The sequence below is a fragment of the Emticicia sp. MM genome (assembly GCF_001649495.1).
Map to the genome: position 1 here is coordinate 1 of NZ_LXHX01000059.1, position 20,788 is coordinate 20,788.

16 protein-coding genes are annotated in these 20,788 nt (G+C 34.3%); 5 read left to right on the plus strand and 11 right to left on the minus strand.

What is annotated here, in order from left to right; all coding sequences use genetic code 11:
* Positions 1-653, minus strand: a 653-nt coding sequence (locus A6M55_RS07545) for a glycosyltransferase family 39 protein (protein ID WP_197491676.1), incomplete at its 3' end; no start/stop codon positions are given.
* A 344-nt stretch (positions 654-997) separates the two neighbouring features.
* Between A6M55_RS07545 and A6M55_RS07550 the strand changes: the two genes are divergently transcribed.
* From A6M55_RS07550 to A6M55_RS07560, 3 genes are read left to right on the plus strand one after another with little or no spacing between them, the layout of a single operon-like run.
* The gene (locus A6M55_RS07550) at positions 998-1,963 is read left to right on the plus strand and encodes a VWA domain-containing protein (RefSeq protein ID WP_064197117.1); all 966 of its coding nucleotides are present in this window, start codon (positions 998-1,000) and stop codon (positions 1,961-1,963) included.
* Positions 1,964-1,965: 2 nt separating this feature from the next.
* Positions 1,966-2,634 carry a hypothetical protein gene (locus A6M55_RS07555; protein WP_064197118.1) on the plus strand — a complete coding sequence of 223 codons (669 nt, stop codon included), beginning with the start codon at positions 1,966-1,968 and terminating at the stop codon, positions 2,632-2,634.
* A gap of 54 nt (positions 2,635-2,688) precedes the next feature.
* Positions 2,689-3,657 carry a phosphoribosylaminoimidazolesuccinocarboxamide synthase gene (locus tag A6M55_RS07560; protein WP_064197119.1) on the plus strand — a complete coding sequence of 323 codons (969 nt, stop codon included), beginning with the start codon at positions 2,689-2,691 and terminating at the stop codon, positions 3,655-3,657.
* Between the two features lie 204 nt (positions 3,658-3,861).
* On the opposite strand, the gene A6M55_RS07565 is transcribed toward A6M55_RS07560, so the two are convergent.
* Positions 3,862-5,367 (minus strand): glutamate synthase subunit beta, encoded by a 1,506-nt coding sequence (locus A6M55_RS07565; protein ID WP_015030749.1) that lies wholly within the window; start codon positions 5,365-5,367, stop codon positions 3,862-3,864.
* A gap of 76 nt (positions 5,368-5,443) precedes the next feature.
* The gene (gene gltB / locus A6M55_RS07570) at positions 5,444-10,015 is read right to left on the minus strand and encodes a glutamate synthase large subunit (protein WP_015030750.1); all 4,572 of its coding nucleotides are present in this window, start codon (positions 10,013-10,015) and stop codon (positions 5,444-5,446) included.
* 528 nt (positions 10,016-10,543) lie between these two features.
* On the opposite strand from gltB, the gene A6M55_RS07575 reads away from it, so the two are divergent.
* Complete coding sequence (locus tag A6M55_RS07575) at positions 10,544-11,158, plus strand: glycosyl hydrolase 108 family protein (protein ID WP_064197120.1); 615 nt, start codon at positions 10,544-10,546, stop codon at positions 11,156-11,158.
* 192 nt (positions 11,159-11,350) lie between these two features.
* The gene (locus A6M55_RS07580; protein ID WP_015030752.1) at positions 11,351-11,947 is read left to right on the plus strand and encodes a hypothetical protein; all 597 of its coding nucleotides are present in this window, start codon (positions 11,351-11,353) and stop codon (positions 11,945-11,947) included.
* A gap of 282 nt (positions 11,948-12,229) precedes the next feature.
* On the opposite strand, the gene A6M55_RS07585 is transcribed toward A6M55_RS07580, so the two are convergent.
* The 8 genes from A6M55_RS07585 to A6M55_RS07620 all read right to left on the minus strand — a co-directional run bounded on the left by A6M55_RS07585 (position 12,230) and on the right by A6M55_RS07620 (position 20,788).
* On the minus strand, positions 12,230-13,489 hold the full coding sequence (locus A6M55_RS07585; protein WP_064197121.1) for a sulfate adenylyltransferase subunit 1: 1,260 nt from the start codon (positions 13,487-13,489) through the stop codon (positions 12,230-12,232).
* Between the two features lie 94 nt (positions 13,490-13,583).
* Positions 13,584-14,519: a sulfate adenylyltransferase subunit CysD gene (cysD, locus tag A6M55_RS07590; protein ID WP_015030754.1), complete on the minus strand. Its 936-nt coding sequence runs from the start codon at positions 14,517-14,519 to the stop codon at positions 13,584-13,586.
* Positions 14,520-14,641: 122 nt separating this feature from the next.
* A complete protein-coding gene (locus tag A6M55_RS07595) occupies positions 14,642-15,319 on the minus strand; it encodes a phosphoadenylyl-sulfate reductase (RefSeq protein ID WP_015030755.1) in 678 nt (225 codons plus the stop codon).
* 23 nt (positions 15,320-15,342) lie between these two features.
* Positions 15,343-16,224, minus strand: coding sequence for a sulfite exporter TauE/SafE family protein (locus tag A6M55_RS07600; protein ID WP_015030756.1), 882 nt, complete (start codon positions 16,222-16,224; stop codon positions 15,343-15,345).
* Positions 16,225-16,235: 11 nt separating this feature from the next.
* Positions 16,236-18,314, minus strand: a complete 2,079-nt coding sequence (locus tag A6M55_RS07605) for a HEPN domain-containing protein (RefSeq protein ID WP_064197122.1) — start codon at positions 18,312-18,314, stop codon at positions 16,236-16,238.
* 118 nt (positions 18,315-18,432) lie between these two features.
* On the minus strand, positions 18,433-19,344 hold the full coding sequence (locus A6M55_RS07610; protein ID WP_064197123.1) for a ribonuclease Z: 912 nt from the start codon (positions 19,342-19,344) through the stop codon (positions 18,433-18,435).
* A gap of 58 nt (positions 19,345-19,402) precedes the next feature.
* Positions 19,403-19,825, minus strand: coding sequence for an STAS domain-containing protein (locus A6M55_RS07615; RefSeq protein ID WP_015030759.1), 423 nt, complete (start codon positions 19,823-19,825; stop codon positions 19,403-19,405).
* Positions 19,826-19,909: 84 nt separating this feature from the next.
* Positions 19,910-20,788, minus strand: a complete 879-nt coding sequence (locus A6M55_RS07620) for a hypothetical protein (RefSeq protein WP_064197124.1) — start codon at positions 20,786-20,788, stop codon at positions 19,910-19,912.

Sequence of the window (20,788 nt, forward strand, 5' to 3'; positions counted from 1 at the left end):
AAAATTATGCTAATAGCTGTCAGAATAATAAACCAGAAGGTTTTGATAATAAGCTTTTTAAGAAATAATGTATGAGCAGGGTAGGAGCCAAAAGGGTATATGTATGACCAATAAATATGTTCGTCCAATTTATTTATTTGGTTGAAATAAATAAGTGAAAGTAATAGCGGAACGGCAAACCCCATTAGGATACAAAGACCTTTTTGAAAAATTTGCCAAAATGAAGATTTTCTTAAAATAAAACATTCATAAAATAGGTATAGCCCTGCACCTGCAACGTAGAACATCGCTATACTTTTAAACAACATTGCAATTCCGAGTAATAGTCCGCCAACGAACCAATCTAGGTTTTTATTCTTTGAAAGAAATAATAATGACCAAATAGCCAATATAGCAATTGGGGCTTCAGGTTCAAGGAAATTCATTTCCATGAAAAAACAGCAAATAAGCGAGAGAAAAGATGCAATAAGTGCCTGTTGGCTATCTTTAGTAAGTTTAAGAACAACGAAATAGCTTGAAATACCAATGCCAATAAATGAGGTACAAATAAGCAGTGTAACTGTTAAATGGTTAAAATCACCGCCAAATAGGTTAATTCCTAATTGCACAAATACATACCAAAGCCAAGATTTTGATGGAATAAAATCATACAATTGATAGCCATCATTAAGAGAACGGCCAATAACTAAATATTCGAGAGCATCATATCCAAATCCAGAATTGTATGAAAATAAAGCAAAAATGGGTGTTATTGTTAATAAAACACCAATATAGATAATTGTATTTGTGAGTTTAGTTTTGATATTGTCCTCCTTTTATTAGGTTAACTGAATAATTCTATTAGACTTTGCAAAAATAGCAAAAATCATCTGTAATAGTGTTATTCTTTGAAATCACTAAGCAAACTACCTAATTTAATCGTTTATTTTAATGGTCAACTATTTGAAAATTTGACTTAGTTTCTTGGGGTTCTCGTTAAACAGTGATAATTTTATGCATGAATTGGATAAAGCCACTTACTATTGTCGAATTTGTCTTTATAGGCATTTTTTTGTTGGTTTATGCTACCTACTTTATTCGTTTATATATATTAGCTAGGCGTTTAGGAACTACTGCCCGCTCAGTGATATTTAAGTTTATCACAAGAGTTATTTATTTAAGCTTATGCATAATGGGTTTGTTAGGACCCAGTTTTGGTATCAACGAAATTGAAGCACAAGCAACAGGTAAAGACATATACTTAGTTTTTGACCTTTCAAAATCAATGGATGCCGTTGATATTGAGCCTTCTAGATTAGAAAAAACTAAATTTGAATTAATTAAAAATATTGATTTGTTGAAGTCCGATAGAATAGGATTGATAGTTTTTTCATCAGGAGCTTATACCCACAGTCCCCTTACATTCGACCGCGATGCAGTAAAGTTATTTATTCAAAAATTAAATAGCGAGCTTTTTGTTCAAAATGGTACAAATCTTAATTCTGCATTTGAATTAATTTTGAGTAAATTTAAGATAAGTAGTGTTCAAAATCCAAGAAAAAGTAAAGTATTAGTTTTAATAACAGATGGAGAGGATTTTGGGCAACTTGATTCTAATATCTTAGCAGAATTGAAAAAAAATAAAATTAATCTTTTGACTTTGGGTGTGGGCACTGCACAAGGAGGCCAGATTAGAGAAGAACTTGATTTTAAAAAAGATAGTGGTGGAAAAATTATTATTTCTAAATTGAATGCTTCATACTTAATAAAGCTCACTAAGGATTTGAATGGCAAATATTTTCAGTTGAACAATCAACAAAATGGGGTTGTTGATTTATTGAAAGAGGTTGATAAAGTTGAGAGTAACTGGATTGATACAAGGAAAATGACAGTTGCCAATAATAAATATTATTATTTTGTCTTTTTAGCATTAATTTTAATCATTATTGATATACTGTTCACTGTGCGAACAATTAAAATATAGCTATGAATTTATGGTTTTTTTATATAATTCTACTCTTCCTCAACATTCGTTCTTTAACAAATGTACAAGAACGAAATGCTTTGAAAATAGAGGCAGGAAAGGCTTTTTTTAAAAAAAACTATTCATTATCAGTTCAAAAGTACCAGTCACTAGCCAATATTTCATATAACCTTGAACCCGAAGCTCGCTTGAATTTGGCTCATGCCTACTTTAAAATCAATGATACACTTAGGGCTTTAGAAGAATATCGAAAGCTTGTTAGATTAAATGATGTAGAGATTTCTACGGTTGCAATGATACAAGTAGGTGTAATCGAAACTATGCGTGGAGATAGTATCTCAGCATTAGAACTTTTTAAGATTGCTCTGCAAAAAGATGATAGAAATAAAGTTGCTCGGTATAATTATGAACTTTTGAGGAAAAAGATTCCCCAAACTCCTCCAAAAAATAGTCAGAGCCCAACTTCGGATAATGAAAATAAAACAAACACCGCTGCTGAAGCTGAGAAATCAGAAGAAAAAAAAGATATTCTTGATTCAATGACCCCAGAAAAAATGAGTAAAGAAAAGGCTTTACAACTATTAGAGTCAATGAAGAATTCTGAATTACAATTTGCACAAAAACGCAGGTATCAAGGTTCAAAGAATGAAAAGGTAATAAACGATTGGTGATAAAAATAAAAGAGAATAAGCTTAAATTTCGTAAATAAATATCTTATCAATATAATGACTCAAATTTCAAATAGCGGCGTTTTACAATCCGCAGTTAAGGAAACAAACTTTAATTTTGAAGGACAAACTGGATTTTACCGTGGAAAGGTACGCGATGTTTATGATTTTAACGATAAAGTCGTGATGGTGGCGTCGGATAGAATTTCAGCATTTGATGTGGTTCTTCCTCGACCGATACCATTCAAAGGACAAGTTTTAAACCAAATTGCTGCAAAGTTTTTAAATGCCACTAAGGATATTGTACCAAATTGGTTGTTGGCTTCACCTGACCCAAATGTTTCGATTGGTGTTCGATGCGAAACTTTTCCGGTTGAAATGGTTGTAAGAGGATATTTAGTGGGTCATGCTTGGCGAACTTACAAAAGTGGTTTAAGAACACTTTGTGGGGTTGTTTTACCTGAAGGTTTGAAGGAAAATGATAAGCTTCCTAGTCCAATTATTACTCCAACAACAAAAGCACACGAAGGGCACGATGAAGATATTTCGAGAGAAGACATCATTGCACGTGGTTTAGTTGAAGAGGCAAAATATATTCAACTTGAAAAGTATGCTTTGGCTCTATTTGCGAGAGGTACTGAAATGGCTGCCGAACGTGGTTTAATTTTAGTTGATACAAAGTATGAATTCGGAGAAAAAGACGGGGTTATTTATTTAATTGATGAAGTACATACACCAGATTCTTCCCGTTATTTTTTCAAGAAAGGTTATGAAGAAAATCTAGCTCAAAATTTACCACAAAAGCAATTATCGAAAGAATTTGTACGTGAATGGTTAATAGCTAATAATTTTCAAGGAAAAGATGGGCAAGTTGTTCCAGAAATGACTGACGAAAAAGTATTGGAAATTTCAAATCGCTATATTGAACTTTACGAGAATGTTTCGGGTGAAAAGTTTGAACCTCAATCAGGTGAAAATGTGCATGAAAGAATTCAAAACAATATTAAGAAATACTTTGGTATTTAAATGTATGATAAAGCATGAGTTATCGTGAATTTCGAGATAACTTATCATTCAATTTCATTTCAGTAATAGTTTGTAATTAACAAGTTTATTATCTTTTTTTGAAAACTGTTCAGAACATTTTTTAGCATTTATTTCTAGATTCTGTTCAAAAATAAAGCCATTCCTGAAATTCAAGAATGGCTTTATTTTGTGTAATAATATAAATTATGCTTCAGCGTATGCTGGTGAAATCATTGAAACTGCTTTTGCTTCCAATAGTGTTTCTCCCATCAAATACTCATCTACTTTACGAGCACATTCACGACCTTCTGAAATAGCCCAAACAACTAATGATTGCCCACGACGCATATCACCCGCAGCAAAGATTTTTGGATTTGATGTTTGATAATTTGGTGCTTTAGCATTTTTTCTTTCATCAACTTCAATTTCTAATTGACTTAAAATATCTTGTTGAGGATGTAAGAAACCTGCGGCAATTAAAGCTAATTCACAAGGAATTTCACGTTCATTCATTTCTACTTTAGTTCCATTAAACATAGCAGATTCTGAAATTAAAATACCTTTTAAATTTCCATTTTCATCACCAATGAATTCCTTTACATTGATACTAAACAAACGCTCACAACCCTCTTCATGCGAAGTAGAAGTACGTTTGGTTAACGGCCACATAGGCCAAGGAGTTGCTTCTGAGCGAACTTGGTAGAAAGGTTGTTTCTTATCGTCTAATTCTGGTTCAGGCATTACCTCAACCTGTGTAATTGATTTTGCTTTATGACGATTAGAAGTACCTACACAGTCAGAACCTGTATCTCCACCACCAATCACCACTACATTTTTGCCAGTTGCTAACAATTCACCATTTTGATATGCAGAACCACGATGGTCGTTCACACGTTCAATACCTGAAACACGCTTATTTTGTTGGCTCAAAAACTCCATTGCAGGATAGATACCTTTCAACTCTTTTCCTTTTATTTCAATCATACGTGGTACGGTTGAGCCACCAGCTAAAACAATAGCATCAAAGTCTCTTACAAGGTCAGAAGCTTTTACATTTACTCCAACATTTGCATTTGTAATGAATTCAATGCCTTCTGCTTTCATCACTTCAACTCTACGACGAACTACAGATTTATCTAGTTTGAAATCAGGAATACCGTAGCGTAAAAGTCCACCAACTTCATCGGCACGTTCAAAAACTGTAACTAAATGTCCTGCTTTGTTTAGTTGTGAAGCAGCAGCCAGACCAGCAGGGCCAGAACCAACTACAGCTACTTTTTTGCCAGTGCGTTTTTTAGGTACATTTGGTTTAACCCAACCATTAGCATAAGCCTTTTCAATGATTGATTTTTCAATGTATTCAATTGCAACTGGTGGTTTATTGATACCCAATACGCAAGAAGATTCGCAAGGTGCTGGGCAAATTCTTCCTGTAAATTCTGGGAAATTATTTGTAGAGCTTAAAATCTGATAAGCATATTCCCAGTTTTCTTCATAAACGGCATCATTAAACTCTGGAATTATATTTCCTAGTGGACATCCATTATGACAAAATGGTACGCCACAATCCATACAGCGAGCGGCCTGTTTTTGAGTATTATTTTCATCTACAGGTAGTTCAACTTCATTGTAGTCTAAACGACGTTCATCAACGTTTCGCTTAGCTGCCGCTTCTCTTTGAAATTCTAAGAAACCAGTTGGTTTTCCCATTTTAATATCGTGATTTTGTGTATTTCTTTAATAATTTAGTTTATTCGTCCTCATAGACAATGAGGACGAATATTTTTTATGCAATAGCTTTTTCAGCTTCAGCTTTTTTCTTTCTTTCCAATAAAACTCGCTTGTAATCCGTTGGGAATACTTTCACAAAGTTTGGAATTTCGTTATCGAAATTAGCTAATATACGAGCAGCTACTTCACTATTGGTTTCTTTTTGGTGTTTTTCGATGAAAGATTTTAGCATAGCTGCATCTTCGGCATCAACTGTTTCTAAACCAACCATCTCTTTGTTGCATTTTGCTTCAAATGTTTTGTTTGGATTATAAACATAAGCAATACCACCACTCATACCAGCTGCGAAGTTTCTTCCAGTTTCGCCTAAAATAATGGCTAAACCACCAGTCATGTATTCTAAACCATGGTCTCCGATACCTTCAACAACTACTTTTGCTCCTGAATTTCTTACACAGAAACGTTCTCCAGCCATACCTCTGATATACGCTTCACCAGAGGTAGCACCATAGAATGCCACGTTTCCAATGATCATATTTTCCTCAGCCTTAAAAGTTGACTTTCTATCTGGATAAACAACTAATTCTGCCCCACAAAGACCTTTACCAAAATAGTCATTTGAATCGCCTTCTAATTCAAGTTTTAAACCTTTTGTTGAGAAAGCTCCGAATGATTGTCCTGCTGTACCGCGGAATTTGTAATGAATAGTTCCATAAGGAAGGCCATCACCGGCATAAACTTTTGAAATTTCATTAGAAGTCATTGCACCAATTGAGCGGTTTAAGTTATTAACCGTATATTCAGCACTAACTTCTTGTTTACTTTCTAAAGCTGGTTTGGCATCTGCCATCATAGTCCAATCAAGCACCTGAGAAATACCATGGTCTTGCTCTTCTTGCTTGTATTGAGCTACATCCAAGGTAGTTGGCTCTTTATATAAAATTCCAGAAAGGTCAATTTTCTTATATTTCCAATGGTTAATGTCATCACGTTTTTCCAAGAATTGTGATTGACCAACCATTTCGTTAACAGTTCTGAAGCCTAATTCTGCCATGATTTCACGTAACTCCATTGCCAAGTAAGTAAACATATTTACCACATGCTCAGGTTTACCGCTAAACATTGCTCTTAACTCCTTGTTTTGTGTGGCAACACCAACAGGACAAGTATTTAAGTGACATTTACGCATCATGATACAACCCACTGAAACTAAAGCAGCGGTAGCTACACCAAACTCTTCTGCACCTAATAAGGCTGCAATTGCAAGGTCACGTCCTGTACGTAATTGACCATCCGCTTGAACTGTTATGCGTCCACGCAATTTATTTTTAACCAAAGTTTGGTGAGTTTCAGCTAAACCTAACTCCCATGGTAAGCCCGCATGACGAATAGATGAAAGCGGAGAAGCTCCAGTACCACCATCATGTCCAGCAATTAAAACCACATCGGCGTGTGCTTTCGCTACACCCGTTGCAACTGTACCTACACCTGCTTCAGAAACTAATTTAACTGAAATTCTTGCATCACGATTTGAGTTTTTCAAATCATAAATTAATTGTGCTAAATCTTCAATTGAATAAATATCATGGTGTGGAGGAGGGGAGATTAAACCCACACCAGGTGTACTATGACGAACTCGACCAATCCAATCATCTACTTTATGACCAGGAAGCTGACCACCTTCACCAGGTTTTGCCCCTTGAGCCATTTTTATTTGAAGTTCTTTCGCATTAGTTAAATAATAACTTGTAACACCAAAACGTCCTGATGCAACTTGTTTGATGCTTGAACTTAAATTATCTCCATTGGCATCTGGTTTGTAACGAATTTCGTCTTCGCCACCTTCTCCAGAGTTTGAACGACCACCAATTCGGTTCATCGCAATTGCTAGAGTCGTATGAGCTTCCCAAGAAATTGAGCCAAACGACATGGCACCAGTAGCAAAACGTTTGAAAATACTTTCAACTGGTTCTACTTCTTCTAATGGAATAGAATTTCCTTTTTTGAATTTCAACAAACCACGTAGAGTTAAAGCATCTTTCGTTTGCTCGTTGATAAGTTTTGAGTATTGCTTGAAAATTTGGTATCCTTTATCAAGGTCTTTTTCTCCAACTCTACCAGATTGTTGTAATAGGTGAATACTTTGAGGATTAAACATGTGTCTTTCCCCACGTTGTTTCCATTGATAAACACCTCCAACTTCCAAGCGTTTTACTGATTCCTGAGGTACCTCTGGGAAAGCGACTCGGTGTCTGATATTGGCTTCTTTTGCAATTTCTGCCAAGCCCATACCGCCAATTCTTGAAATTGTACCAGTAAAATATTTGTCAATTACTTGCTTATTCAAACCGATACACTCGAATATTTGTGCACCTTGATAAGATTGAAGCGTTGAGATACCCATTTTTGAGAAAATCTTCAACAACTCTTTATCAACTGCTTTAATATAATTTTTATTGAGTGTGTAATCATCAAATTCTCCTTCGATTAATCCTTTCTTATTCATTGAAGAAAGAGTTTCAAAGGCCATATAAGGGCAAATGCCAGAAGCCCCATATCCAATTAGAGTTGCAAAGTGATGAGTTTCCCAAATATCACCAGCTTCTACTAAGATTCCAGCCTTACCACGAATTCCTTTTCTAATTAAATGATGATGAATGGCTGCTGTAGCTAACAATGACGGGATAGGAGCGTGGTCACTATCAATCGCACGGTCAGACAAAATCAAGATTTCAAATCCATCTTCAATCGCATCTTCAGCATAACGACAAATACGCTCTAATCCAAATTCTAGTGCTTTACCAATATCACCTGCTTTTGAATTAAAGTAAGTATTAATAGTTTTTGCTTGGAATCCTTTGTAATCAACAAATCGAAGTTTATCAAACTCTTCAATCGTCAATACTGGTTGGTCAAGTTGAACCATACGGCAGTGAATTGGCGATTCTTTGAGAATATTTTCGTTTGCCCCAACAAATGAAATCAATGACATAATCGAACGTTCACGAATTGAGTCAATTGGTGGGTTGGTAACTTGTGCAAATAATTGCTTGAAATAGTACGATAAGTGTTGGCTTTGGTCTGAAAGAATTGCCAAAGGAGTATCTACACCCATTGAACCAATCGCTTCAGCACCTGTTTGGGCCATTTGAGCAAGAATCATGCGAAGGTCTTCTGATGTAAAACCAAAGGTAATTTGGCGTTTCAATAAAGTATCTTCGCTGTAATGTTGGTATGGGCGAATTGATTTTGGAAGCTCAGTGGTTTTGATTTTGTTTTCATCTAACCATTCTTGGTATGGTTGTCGAGAACAAATATCAGCTTTAATTTCTTCGTCTGGAATGATACGGCCTTGTTCCATATCTACTACAAACATTTTACCCGGCTGTAAACGTCCCTTAGATACTACTTTCTCTTGGTCGATATCTAATACACCAGCTTCAGATGCCATGATAACAGTATCATCGTTTAATACCCAATAACGAGATGGACGCAGACCATTTCTATCGAGTGTAGCACCTACCATTTTTCCATCAGTAAATGAAATTGAAGCCGGACCATCCCAAGGCTCCATAATGGCCGCATGGTATTCATAGAATGCTTTTCTTTCTTGGTCCATTGCTTCATTTCCATCCCAAGCTTCAGGAACAAGCATCATCATTACATGCGGTAATGAACGGCCAGAAAGATATAGTAATTCAATTACATTATCTAATTGAGCAGAATCAGAGTTTCCTGCATCGCAGATTGGTAAAATCATATCCATTTCTTCTTTCGTAAAGAATTCAGAAATAAATGATTTTTCTCCAGCACGAATCCAGTTTACGTTCCCTTTTACAGTATTAATCTCACCATTATGTGCAATAAAGCGGAATGGTTGAGCCAATTTCCAAGAAGGGAATGTGTTTGTAGAGAAACGTGAGTGAATAACTGCAAATGCAGAGGTAACAGATTTGTTTGATAAATCTGGGAAATAATATTTTAATTGCTCTGTCGTTAATTGGCCTTTATAAGAAATTGTACGGCAAGATAACGATGAGAAATAGAAATGTTCTTTAGCTCCAACAACTGCATCTTTAATTACTCGAGAGGCATATTGGCGTAGTATGTATAATTTTCTTTCAAAATCAATTTCTTCAGTAATATCCACTGGACGTTTGATGAACACTTGTTCTACTTGTGGTTCAACTGAACCTGAACCTTCACCAAGAATATCTCCTTTGGTATCAACAATACGGTAACCGAGTAACTCTAAACCAAGTTTTTCAATTTTACGATTCAAAATTGCACGACATTCTTCACGCTCGGTTTCATCCATTGGGAAGAAAATCATACCAACACCATATTCTCCTATTGGTGGAAGATGGAAATTGAGTTTACGGCATTCATCTAAGAAAAACTCATGAGGAATTTGGAGTAAAATACCTGCTCCATCACCAGTGTTAGGGTCGCATCCACATGCACCACGGTGGTCCATGCGTTCGAGCATTTTAATCGCATCGGCTACAATCCCGTGCGACTTGCGTCCTTTCAAATGAGCTCTAAAGCCAATACCACAAGCGTCGTGCTCAAAATCTGAGCGATATAAACCTTGTTGTTGCTCTGTAACTTGTTCAGTTTCAGTCATCGTACAAAAAAATAGTGATTTAAAATTGTACCTAACGGACGAAGCATGTTGTTAAACACGAAATGCTTTGTTTTCCGACAGTGATTTTGTTGTAAAATTGTAATTATCTACGACCCATATAATCTTTTGAAACGTATATGTATAGCTTGAGTATAGATAAACACATTGCAATATAATACCAAATTTATTTGGCATAACAACATTTAAACCAAATTTTCTTTCATACTCGAAAAATACTTGTTTTAGCAACAATTATTATAAGAAAAGTCCAAAGGCATTGGAGTGATTTAGTTTTTAAATGAGTATTTGTGCTTAAGTTCTACCATAATTGCTAACAATTTGGGGCAAAATAACAATATTAGGCATGCATCCTAATATTGTACATTTTCTGGATTCTTGAATTTTAAACAATAGTAGAAATAATATAATTAAAAGAAGAAAGTTTAAAAATTACATAATAAAATTTGAATAAGTGCTTGATAATCAATAAATTAAATTTATCTTTGTGCTTCACCATCAAATTAATATATGACTTTTCAAAAAAGTAAATTATTAACAACACTTCTTACATTACTTACAATTCAATTTTCATTTGCTGCTTCTTTCGATAAATATTTTCCAAAACTAATCAAATTTGAAGGTAACGGATATGGTATCCATCAGCCTATTTGGGGAAGCAAACCATTTACAAAAAATCAAGCTTATTTAATCTACAAAACACATTATTGGGATAAATACAATGCTTCATTGTTTAAAGACCAAGGTGTTGCAGAAGTATTAATTGACCAATTAATTAATGCAGGCGTAGGTAAAGAGTGCGTTCACATCAAGGCTTTTGAAGCAATCATTGGTGTTAGACAAGACGGATATCTTTCTTTAAATGATATTAAAGCAGCAAATAAATTCAAATCTCCTGAAAAAATTATTAATCCTTACATAAATTACCGATTGTATTTTTACAAAGGGAGAAAAAATGCTAGTCGAAATAAAGGTTGGCTTAGTCGAGCAAAGAGTTTTGCCATAAGAGACAAGTCCGGAAATATGCTAGCCAATTATCTAGTACTGCCAAAAATGCTCGAAAAAGTTGAAATTCCAATCAACAATTGCGAATTCGAAGCAGAAGAAGTTGTGTTAAACAATTGATTTTAGAAACTCCTTAAATACTATCAATTATTTTTTTTCGTTAAATAGTTGATAGTATTTTTTTGTTCATTTTATGGGTACCTACCAAGAAATAACTCTACTTAATTAATTTATTGCCTATCAAAAATTTCTACTTTACTATTTAGCGGTACAGTTTTTGTATTAATACAATTAACTGTAAATAAATATAAAATGAATCTTAAGAAAATAATTTTAAGCTTATTTGCTATTAGCTTTTTATCAACAATTTGCGTAGTTTATGTCAATCAGGCGGCGTCTTTCAGTAAATATGCTCCCAAGTTACTCAAATTTGAAGGCAGTGGATATGGTATACATAAGCCTATTTGGGGCAATAAAATGTTTACAAAAGAAGAGGCTCTTTACATTCATAAGCATTACTACTGGAATAAATTCTTAGGGCCTCAGTTCAAAAGTCAGGAGGTTGCAGAAGTATTAATTGACCATTTGATTAATGCAGGAGAAGGTAAAGAAAATAGAAACATTATGGCTTTTGAAAAAATAATTGGTGTTCCTGAGAATGGCGTACTTACGCTAAGTGATGTTAAAGTTGCCAACTCGTTTGAATACCCTGAAGATATTGTCAATCCTTATGTAGAGTATCGATTAAGATATTATCGTTCAAGAAAAGATGCCAATGTAAATAAAGGATGGTTTAAGCGTGCTAAATCTTTTTACATGCAGAAATCTGAACGTGAGGAAGAAGCAACAATTGTTGAAGACTATATTGTTTTGCCAAAGGAGCAAATAAGTAATACTGATAATCGTTAGAGTTTCTTATTAAATGGAAGTAAATTTTCAATTAAATGAGCAGAATTTGCCCTAAATGGGCGTTATACTGGAGGAAATTTATGTTTGAATCTACTTAAAAGCCATGGAGTCTGCATTTTCGAACGATAATAACTCCTACTAATCGTTTTATTAGTTTTAAAATTACTAACTAAAAGGATTTGGAGAAAAAAAAAGACAGCCAATTAGCCGTCTAATTTTTATCTAACCTAAACTAATAGAATGATAGTTTGGTTGATGAATATGGTTTTAAAAATAGTTTTTTTATTCGACAAATCCAACTCCAACAGTTCCATTACTACTTTCGTCAATTAAAATGAAAGAACCGTTTGCTGAATTGTCTTCATATTTATCAGCAAAAACTGGGCTTGCTGTCTTTACACTAATCCAACCAATTTCGTTGAGTTTTAAGCCTCCATCTGCAGGTGCAGTATTGCTCAATGACATATTTTTAATATCAATTACTGAATTAATTTTAGTAACTTTTGCTTTAACTCTATTGATTCCGTGTTGAAGCAAGTAAGTTTTACCAACTGTAAGCATTTGGCTATCTAACCAGCAAATTTTTGCATCAATTTCTTTTCTAGATTCTGGTTGTTCACCAACTTTAACCAGCATATTTCCTCGACTTACATCAATATTGTCTTCAAGAGTAATTACCACTGATTCTTTTGCTTTTCCAACTTCCAGTTCGACACCAAATTTCTCAATAGTTTTGATTTTACTGATTTGGCCACTAGGAAGAGCTTCTACTAAATCACCTATATAAAAGCTTCCACTGGCAATTTTACCAGCATAACCTCTATAATCATGGAATTCTTCTGTTTTTGGTCGAACTACATGTTGAACAGGGAACCGAGCTTGTTTTGTGCTTAGTTCAGCATTCTGTGTTCCGTAATGTTCGAGTGTTTCTAAAAGTGGCTCGCCTTCGTACCAAGGAGTTTCGGTAGATTTTCGAACTAAATTTTCTCCATAAAGTGAAGAAATTGGAATAAATTTCAAGGTTTGCCCTTCAAAACTTACTTGTTCGGCAATTGCTAAAAGTTCAGATTTAATTGATTCAAATCTTTCTTGACTATAGCCAACCAAATCCATTTTATTTACAGCCACAATGATATTCTTAATTCGAAGCATTGAGGATATGTAAAAATGGCGTTTGGTTTGTTCCACAACACCATTTCGTGCATCAATCAAAATAATTGATACTGAGGTATTTGATGCACCAGTTACCATGTTTCGCGTGTACTCAAAGTGTCCTGGCGTATCAGCAATGATGTATTTTCTGTTGGGCGTGCTGAAGTAAATGTGAGCCACATCAATCGTGATACCTTGTTCACGCTCTGCAATTAAGCCATCTGTCAATAGTGATAAATCTAAGAAATCAAGGCCTTTTCGCTTTGAGGCCGATTCAAGTGCTTCGATTTTATCTTTTGTGATTGAATTTGTTTCATATAACAAGCGGCCGATTAGAGTACTTTTACCATCATCTACCGAGCCAGCCGTTGCAATTCTTAATATGTCCATAATTATTGAAGCCTAAAGAGAAAAATTAAATCTTTTTAAAAGATTTGACTGAAATTTTGTTTGATAAATGTAAACGTAAATACTGTGAAGAATATTAAAAATACCCAGCTTGTTTACGTTTTTCCATAGCAGCTTCCGAGCGTTTATCGTCAATTCTTGCTCCTCTTTCGGAAATCTGTGCTGATAGAATTTCTGAAATTACATCATCAATATTATCTGCCGTAGATTCAACGGCCGCAGTACATGTCATATCTCCAACAGTGCGGAATCTCACTTTTGATTGATAAGGCACTTCATCTTCTGATTTGTTAATAAATTCTGAATCTGCCCAAATCATGCCATCACGCTCAAATACTGCTCGTTCATGAGTAAAATAAATAGAAGGAATTTTAAGCTTTTCTTCCTTAATATAATTCCAAACATCGAGTTCTGTCCAATTTGAAATAGGGAAGACCCTTACATTTTCACCTAACTCAATTTTTCCATTAAGCATATCAAATAATTCTGGACGTTGTTTTTTTGCATTCCACTGACCAAAATCATCTCTTACCGAAAAAATTCTTTCTTTAGCACGAGCTTTTTCTTCATCTCTTCTTGCACCTCCAATACATGCATCAAATTTGAATTCTTCAATGGCATCTAATAAAGTGACTGTTTGAAGTGCATTTCTACTGGCATATTTCCCAGTTTCTTCCTTAACTTTCCCTTGCTTAATTGAATCTTCAACATAACGAACATGAAGTTCTAAGCCTAATTTTTCAACAAGCCAGTCACGGTATTCAATTGTCTCAGGAAAATTATGTCCTGTATCTACATGAAGAAGTGCAAAAGGAATTTTCCCAGGATAAAATGCTTTTTGTGCTAACCTAACAACTGTGATAGAATCTTTTCCACCTGAGAATAATATAGCTGGTTTTTCAAATTGAGAAGCTACTTCTCGCAAAATATAGATTGCTTCATCTTCCAATTCTCTTGGAAAAGAGCTATCATTTGCTTGATAAACCGTTGTTTTTTCTGAAAAAGTACTCATTTAAAGAATAGTGATTAACGATTTACGAATAAATAGGGTAATTGGCCTAAAAATTCGCTTAATTTATATTAGTTGGTGCGTAAATGTAACGCAAAAATATAGAATGATAAAATATGAAAGAATCATCCAGCGTGTAGGCCGCACTCTTTTTTTGATTCTTCCCACCACCATCGGCCTGCTCTTGGGTGTTCATGTGGTTCAATAGCTCTTGTACAAGGTAAACAACCAATACTTACAAAACCTTTTTTATGCAATGGGTTATCAGGGACTTTGTTTTCTGCAATGTATTTCAATACTTCTTCATACGTCCAATGTATTAAAGGATTAAATTTCCAAACCTTGTTACCTTCGTCCCATTCCCATATTTTCATATCGTTTCTATTCTCAGATTGTTCTGCACGAAGGCCTGTAATCCAAACTTCAGCTCCTGCTAAGGCTCTTTTTAAAGGTTCGATTTTTCTGATAAAACAACATTCTTTGCGGTTTTCGACAGATTCATAAAAGCTATTAGCTCCTTTGTTAGATACAAGTGCTTGAATTTTCTCAGTATTTGGGTAAAATACTTCAATATTTTTTTTGTATCTCGAACGAGTTCGGTCTATTAGTTCATAAGTTTCTTGAAATAAACGACCAGTGTCAAGGGTGAAAATGTTAATGCCAATTTCATTTCTGAAAATGGCATCAGTAATTACTTGGTCTTCCTGTCCAAAAGAAGTTGAGAAGACAACTTTACCAGGATATTGATTGGCTACAAAGCTGAGTCCTTCGGGTAATGAATATTTTTCTAATATTTCAATCATTTTGTAATTTCTTCAAGTGTTTATCACAGCCAAGCTTTGGCTAAATTCCAAATATTCAATAAAACAACCAATACTCCTACTGAAATCATGATTGTTTTTGGTTTGAATAATCTAACTAAAAATGCACCAAGCGGAGCTGCAAAGATACCACCAATGATAAGTCCGGCAATAGCTTGCCATGCTTGAATATCAATAAAAAGCATAAATACACCTGTGCTAAAGAAAGAGACAAAAAACTCTGCTGTATTGACTGTTCCTATTGCTTCTTTCGGGGCATTTCCTTTACTAATTAAATTTGAAGTAACCAATGGCCCCCAACCACCACCACCAACGGAATCAAGAAATCCACCTATTAGTCCTAAAAGTCCTAAGTTTTTGTTTTGGGGTTCTGGTGGTCTTTGTTTAAATGCCTTTGAAATAATGATACTACCCAGTATAATCATATAAATAGAAATGTAGGGCTTTATCATTTTTCCATCAAATACATCAGAAATAAGGTATGCACCCAACATAGCTCCTAGCACACCAGTAATAACAATTCTGAAAAATAATTTTTTATCAATATTACCAAAATAGATATGTGAAAGCCCCGAAACTCCAGTTGTAAATACTTCAGCAGTATGCACACTTGCAGTGGCGTATGCGGGTGGAACACCCAGACCCAAAAGCATTGATGTACAAGATGCACCGTAGGCCATTCCAAGGGCACCATCTACTAACTGAGCTAAAAATCCAGCTCCGATGTAATAAACAAGAACGGTATCAAAATTAAAATTAAAGCTATTTATTCCCGAAGTAATTCTGTAAACCAAAATTCCAATTAGTGAAACTTTCATAAATACCATTGCATAGGCAATGAATTTCATTTGTATGTTTTCACTTAATGCTAAAGCAATTCTTTTCATAGGTTAATTTATTAGGCAATTTCTAATTTTAATGTTTCTCTTACAGAAATTGCTTGTTTTAAGAAATCTTCTGCTGTTTCAATGAAATCTATGGCAAAATCTTTTGTTGGTTCATTTTTATTGATTTGTAAAATCTGTTCTTTTACATTGCCACCAAATTCATTTTCAAAATGTTTATCAAATTCCGAAATAATACCGTGTTGAGTACTACAATTGATATTCTTGTCAAGTAATAAGGCTTTTGCAGTATTTACTTGCGATTGATAAGCATAATAAATGGCATCGGCTAAACGATTTTCATTAAAAGCTTCTTTTGCCCATTCTATTTTTTCTTCTGATTCATAGAATAAAGTAGCCACTAAATCAATGATTACACTAGCACATTCTCCGACCCCAATTTCAGTTTGGAAAATCTCATCTCGACCCCAATCAACGAAGTCGGTGTCAATGAGATTAGTTAAATCTGCCAATGGTTTTAAAAGATTATAGAAATATTTCTCACCTTGACGCTCATAATAGTCATTGAAGTATTCTCCTTCTAGACCATTGGTTTCATAATCGTTTAAAACTGTACGGAGTAATTGAGGCCCTCTTTTGCTTGGAACTTTAATTACTTTGTCAGCAATTCTTCCTTGACCGTTGCCGATGGTTCCGCCTCCTAATAATACTTGTAACGCAGGTAAAACCTTTCCTCCAGCTTTTAACGAGCTTCCATGAAACCCAATATTGGCCATGCTATGTTGCCCACACGCATTCATACACCCTGAAATCTTGATTTGCATTTTATTTTCTTCAATCAATTCAGGGAAATCTTCTTTCATCACTTTTTCTAATTCAAGCGAAATGCTTGTACTATCAGAAATGGCTAAGTTGCAGGTATCAGTACCAGGACAGGCTGTAATATTGACTATACTATTGGCACCGGGTGCAGCTAGGTTGTGCTCACTTAAAATTTCGAAAACTTTCACTAAGTTTTCTGCTTTTACAAACCTAAGTAATAAGCCTTGGTTTACGGTTACTCTTACATCATCAGCAATATAATTAGCTAATTTGGCAGAAAGGCTACGTGAAACTGTGCTAGAGATATTTCCAAGTGGAACTCTTACAAAAACACCATAATAACCCGACTGCTTTTGTGCAAAAGCATTGGTTTTGAACCAATTATTAAACTCAACTGAATCTTTTGTTGCAATTTCTGAAGAAACTGAAATACTGTCGTTTTTATCAAATTCCTCAGTTTTGATTGGGTAAGTTTTTACTTTCAATGAAAGTTTTTCTTCTTCAACTAATTGCATGAAGGCTTCAAAACCAATTTTTGCAATTAAGAATTTTAAACGTGCTTTATGACGAGAGTTTCTTTCTCCGTGGCGGTCAAAAACACGAAGTACTGCCTCAATAAAAGGAATAATAGCTTCTTCTTCTAAAAAATCATAAGCTGTATGTGCTAATTGTGGTTGTGCTCCTAAACCTCCACCAAGCATTATTTTGAACCCTCTTTTGCCATCTTTAATTTTAGAAATAAATCCTAAATCGTGCATGTAGCTAAGAGCGGTATCATCATCTGTATTTGAGAATGACATTTTAAATTTACGGCCCATTTCTTGACAAACGGGGTTACGTAAAAAGTATTCAAATGTGCTATGCACATAGGGGGTAATATCAAAAGGTTCATTTGGGTCAATTCCTGCTGTTGGTGAACCAGTAATATTTCTTACCGTATTTCCACAAGCTTCACGAAGGGTGATATTATCTTGTTCGAGTTTTGCCCATAACTCTGGTGTTTTTTCAAGACTCACAAAGTGAATTTGTACATCTTGACGAGTTGTAAAATGAAGGTTTCCTGTCGAATATTCATCTGAAATATCTGCAATTCTATTCCATTGTTTCAGGGTCATTTTACCGTAAGGTAATTTGATTCTGACCATTTGTACTCCTTGTTGGCGTTGCCCATATACTCCGCGTGCTAATCTCAGACTACGAAACTTTTCCTCATGAATTTTTCCTTCACGGAATAATCTGATTTTACGCTCTAAATCAATGATGTCTTTTTCGACTAATGGGTTTTCTAACTCAGTTCGGAAGCTTTGCATATATCAATTCAATTTTACTTGGGCAAATATATATTAAATCTATAATAATTATAGACTATATGGGTAATTATTTTTGAAACTTATTAAATAAGTACAATAAATACTTTAAAAAGAAAAATTATACCTTATAAGTGGTGTTTTCTTCGGCCAATAATGTATTTGCGAAAACTGTTTTTGCTTCCTCAAGGTGGGTCTCGAGGGTTTTGTAACGTGAAGAATAATGCCCAATAATCAACTGTTTAGCATTTGACATTTGAGCGATTTTTGCGGCTTGTTTGGCGGTTGAATGATTTGTTTGTTCGGCTCTTTTCGCCTCAGATTCAGTAAATGTAGCTTCGTGATAGATTGTATCAATACCTTGTATTTGGTTGACTTTCAATTCGTTAAATGCAGTATCTGAACAATAAGCGAATGATTTGCTTTGTCCACCGGGAACTGTAAAATCTTTATTTTTATACGTAACCCCAGTAAGTTCGTCAAAAATATCTAATCCATCTTTTAGCATTTTCATGTATGGGATAGGAAAATTTGAAGGTAATTTATCTGCAACTATTTTGCGTTTAGATGCTTTTGAACGAAATAAAAATCCACAGCAAGGAATGCGGTGTTGAAGTGGAATTGTTTCTACGGTAACTAGATTAGTATCTAAAATTTGATTTATTGATTCAGTATTAGTTTCAACAAAAATTATTTTAAAATGCAGTCGAGTATCTGAATATTTGAATTGGGTAGTTAAAATTTCGTCAAGCCCTCGAGGAGCAAATATGGTTAATTCTTCTTTACGTTGATTGAGATTCCAACTTGAAAGTAAGCCAATTAATCCAAAGTAATGGTCGCCATGGAGGTGGCTGATAAAAATATGTCTTATCCTTGAACTTTTAATTTTATTTTCAAGTAACCGATACTGAGTTCCCTCGCCGCAATCAATCAAAAATGATTCGTTTTCAATAGAGAGAAGAAATGCAGAGGGATGACGATTTACAACAGGAGTCGCTGAGCCAGTACCTAATACTAAAAATTCAAAATTCATAAATAGTTTGTGCAAAAAACCACTGAATAACACATATCCAGTGGTTCAATAAATAGCATTAAAATTTACCTTCTGTAAATCCGTTTTCTTCACCCAAATCAAACTCATCATCTTCTTCTTCACGAAAATCATTTTCTAAATCATTCATGAAAACTGCATCAATTCCTTCATCAACCGTTGGAAGAAGTACGATTTCTGGTATTTTTTCACCATCAATTAAGTCAAGGATATCATCATCTTTTGTACAAACAATAAATAGACCATGCTCACTGCGGCAAACTTTGGTTGCTTTTCTAAGAAGCGAAAGACCTGATTCATCAATTTCCAAAACCTTTGAAAAATCAAGAATCATATTCATAAAACCTTCACGGTAAAGTACAACAATTTGTTTTTCTACCTCAGCAGTGATTGATTTATCGAATTTATTTTCTTCTATTTGAATAAGTGCGTAATGTTCGGTTTTTTCAACTGAATAAGTCATATTGTTGTTAGCTTTTTTTGCAAATTTACAGCAAAAATTTATTTATTGCTTAGACTTAATTACTTTGAGTAGAAATTTATTTACTTAACCTAGTATTTTATCAATGAGTGTATCAACTTGATTATTGATTAAACGAATTTTCCGAGCAATTGTTTTACCTAAAGTTGGCTTGTTTGGGTCATTAATTCCAAAAGCTGGTTGAAACTTCAATAATTTTTTATAAGAATAATTGTTAAGTTCTGTATCATATTCCTTTGAAAACTCCATTTTTTTGTAATTCAAAGAAATTAAATTTTGCTCCTTTTTTAAAATTTCAAGATTTCGTTCAGGTAGATTCCAATACCCAACATTTACTCCCTCATTTTTTAGAATAAATACTTCTTCAAACATAGCAGGCACATGTTCCAACCAAAGTTGGTCGGCGTTCATGCCTTTACATAAATTGATAAATCCTTTTTTACGAGTATTATTGCCCCACCAAGATAAGAATCGAAAAGTTTCTTCAGTATTTTTTAAACCAATAAAACCTGAATGATAAATACCTGAGTTTAGGATTTGTTTCTCATCTGGATGCTTGTTGGCAAATAATAATTGCGGTGTAATCAAAATATTAGATGTTTGCAGAATATCTTCAATAAATTGTAATGATTGGAAAACCAAGGATGTACAATCTATATATAATAAAGTTTCAGATTTTTTTAGGAAATATTTCGCAAAAAATGGTTTACAATTTGCCAACAACTCCTCATGCGTATAGCGATGAGACATTTCGTTGAAACCCTCAATGCCTAATTCCTGCACTGGAATAATCTCAAATATGGTTTTGAATGTTTCATTGATTTGTGAAATTTCATCAACCAATCCAATAGAAAAAGTAGCATTTGGATTAGTTTTCTTCAAAGAATCACCCAAAATACAAGCATTTGCTAATTGATTAATATGGCAAATTGTAAAAATATTCAT

Coding starts and splice junctions, on each gene's coding strand:
- A6M55_RS07575 (WP_064197120.1), top strand. CDS start 10,544: ATGACTTTTCAAAAAAGTAAATTATTAACAACACTTCTTACATTACTT.
- A6M55_RS07605 (WP_064197122.1), bottom strand. CDS start 18,314: ATGCAAAGCTTCCGAACTGAGTTAGAAAACCCATTAGTCGAAAAAGAC.
- A6M55_RS07555 (WP_064197118.1), top strand. CDS start 1,966: ATGAATTTATGGTTTTTTTATATAATTCTACTCTTCCTCAACATTCGT.
- A6M55_RS07565 (WP_015030749.1), bottom strand. CDS start 5,367: ATGGGAAAACCAACTGGTTTCTTAGAATTTCAAAGAGAAGCGGCAGCT.
- A6M55_RS07585 (WP_064197121.1), bottom strand. CDS start 13,489: ATGGACATATTAAGAATTGCAACGGCTGGCTCGGTAGATGATGGTAAA.
- A6M55_RS07580 (WP_015030752.1), top strand. CDS start 11,351: ATGAATCTTAAGAAAATAATTTTAAGCTTATTTGCTATTAGCTTTTTA.
- A6M55_RS07615 (WP_015030759.1), bottom strand. CDS start 19,825: ATGACTTATTCAGTTGAAAAAACCGAACATTACGCACTTATTCAAATA.
- gltB (WP_015030750.1), bottom strand. CDS start 10,015: ATGACTGAAACTGAACAAGTTACAGAGCAACAACAAGGTTTATATCGC.
- A6M55_RS07550 (WP_064197117.1), top strand. CDS start 998: ATGAATTGGATAAAGCCACTTACTATTGTCGAATTTGTCTTTATAGGC.
- A6M55_RS07610 (WP_064197123.1), bottom strand. CDS start 19,344: ATGAATTTTGAATTTTTAGTATTAGGTACTGGCTCAGCGACTCCTGTT.
- A6M55_RS07620 (WP_064197124.1), bottom strand. CDS start 20,788: ATGAATATTTTTACAATTTGCCATATTAATCAATTAGCAAATGCTTGT.
- A6M55_RS07600 (WP_015030756.1), bottom strand. CDS start 16,224: ATGAAAAGAATTGCTTTAGCATTAAGTGAAAACATACAAATGAAATTC.
- A6M55_RS07595 (WP_015030755.1), bottom strand. CDS start 15,319: ATGATTGAAATATTAGAAAAATATTCATTACCCGAAGGACTCAGCTTT.
- cysD (WP_015030754.1), bottom strand. CDS start 14,519: ATGAGTACTTTTTCAGAAAAAACAACGGTTTATCAAGCAAATGATAGC.
- A6M55_RS07560 (WP_064197119.1), top strand. CDS start 2,689: ATGACTCAAATTTCAAATAGCGGCGTTTTACAATCCGCAGTTAAGGAA.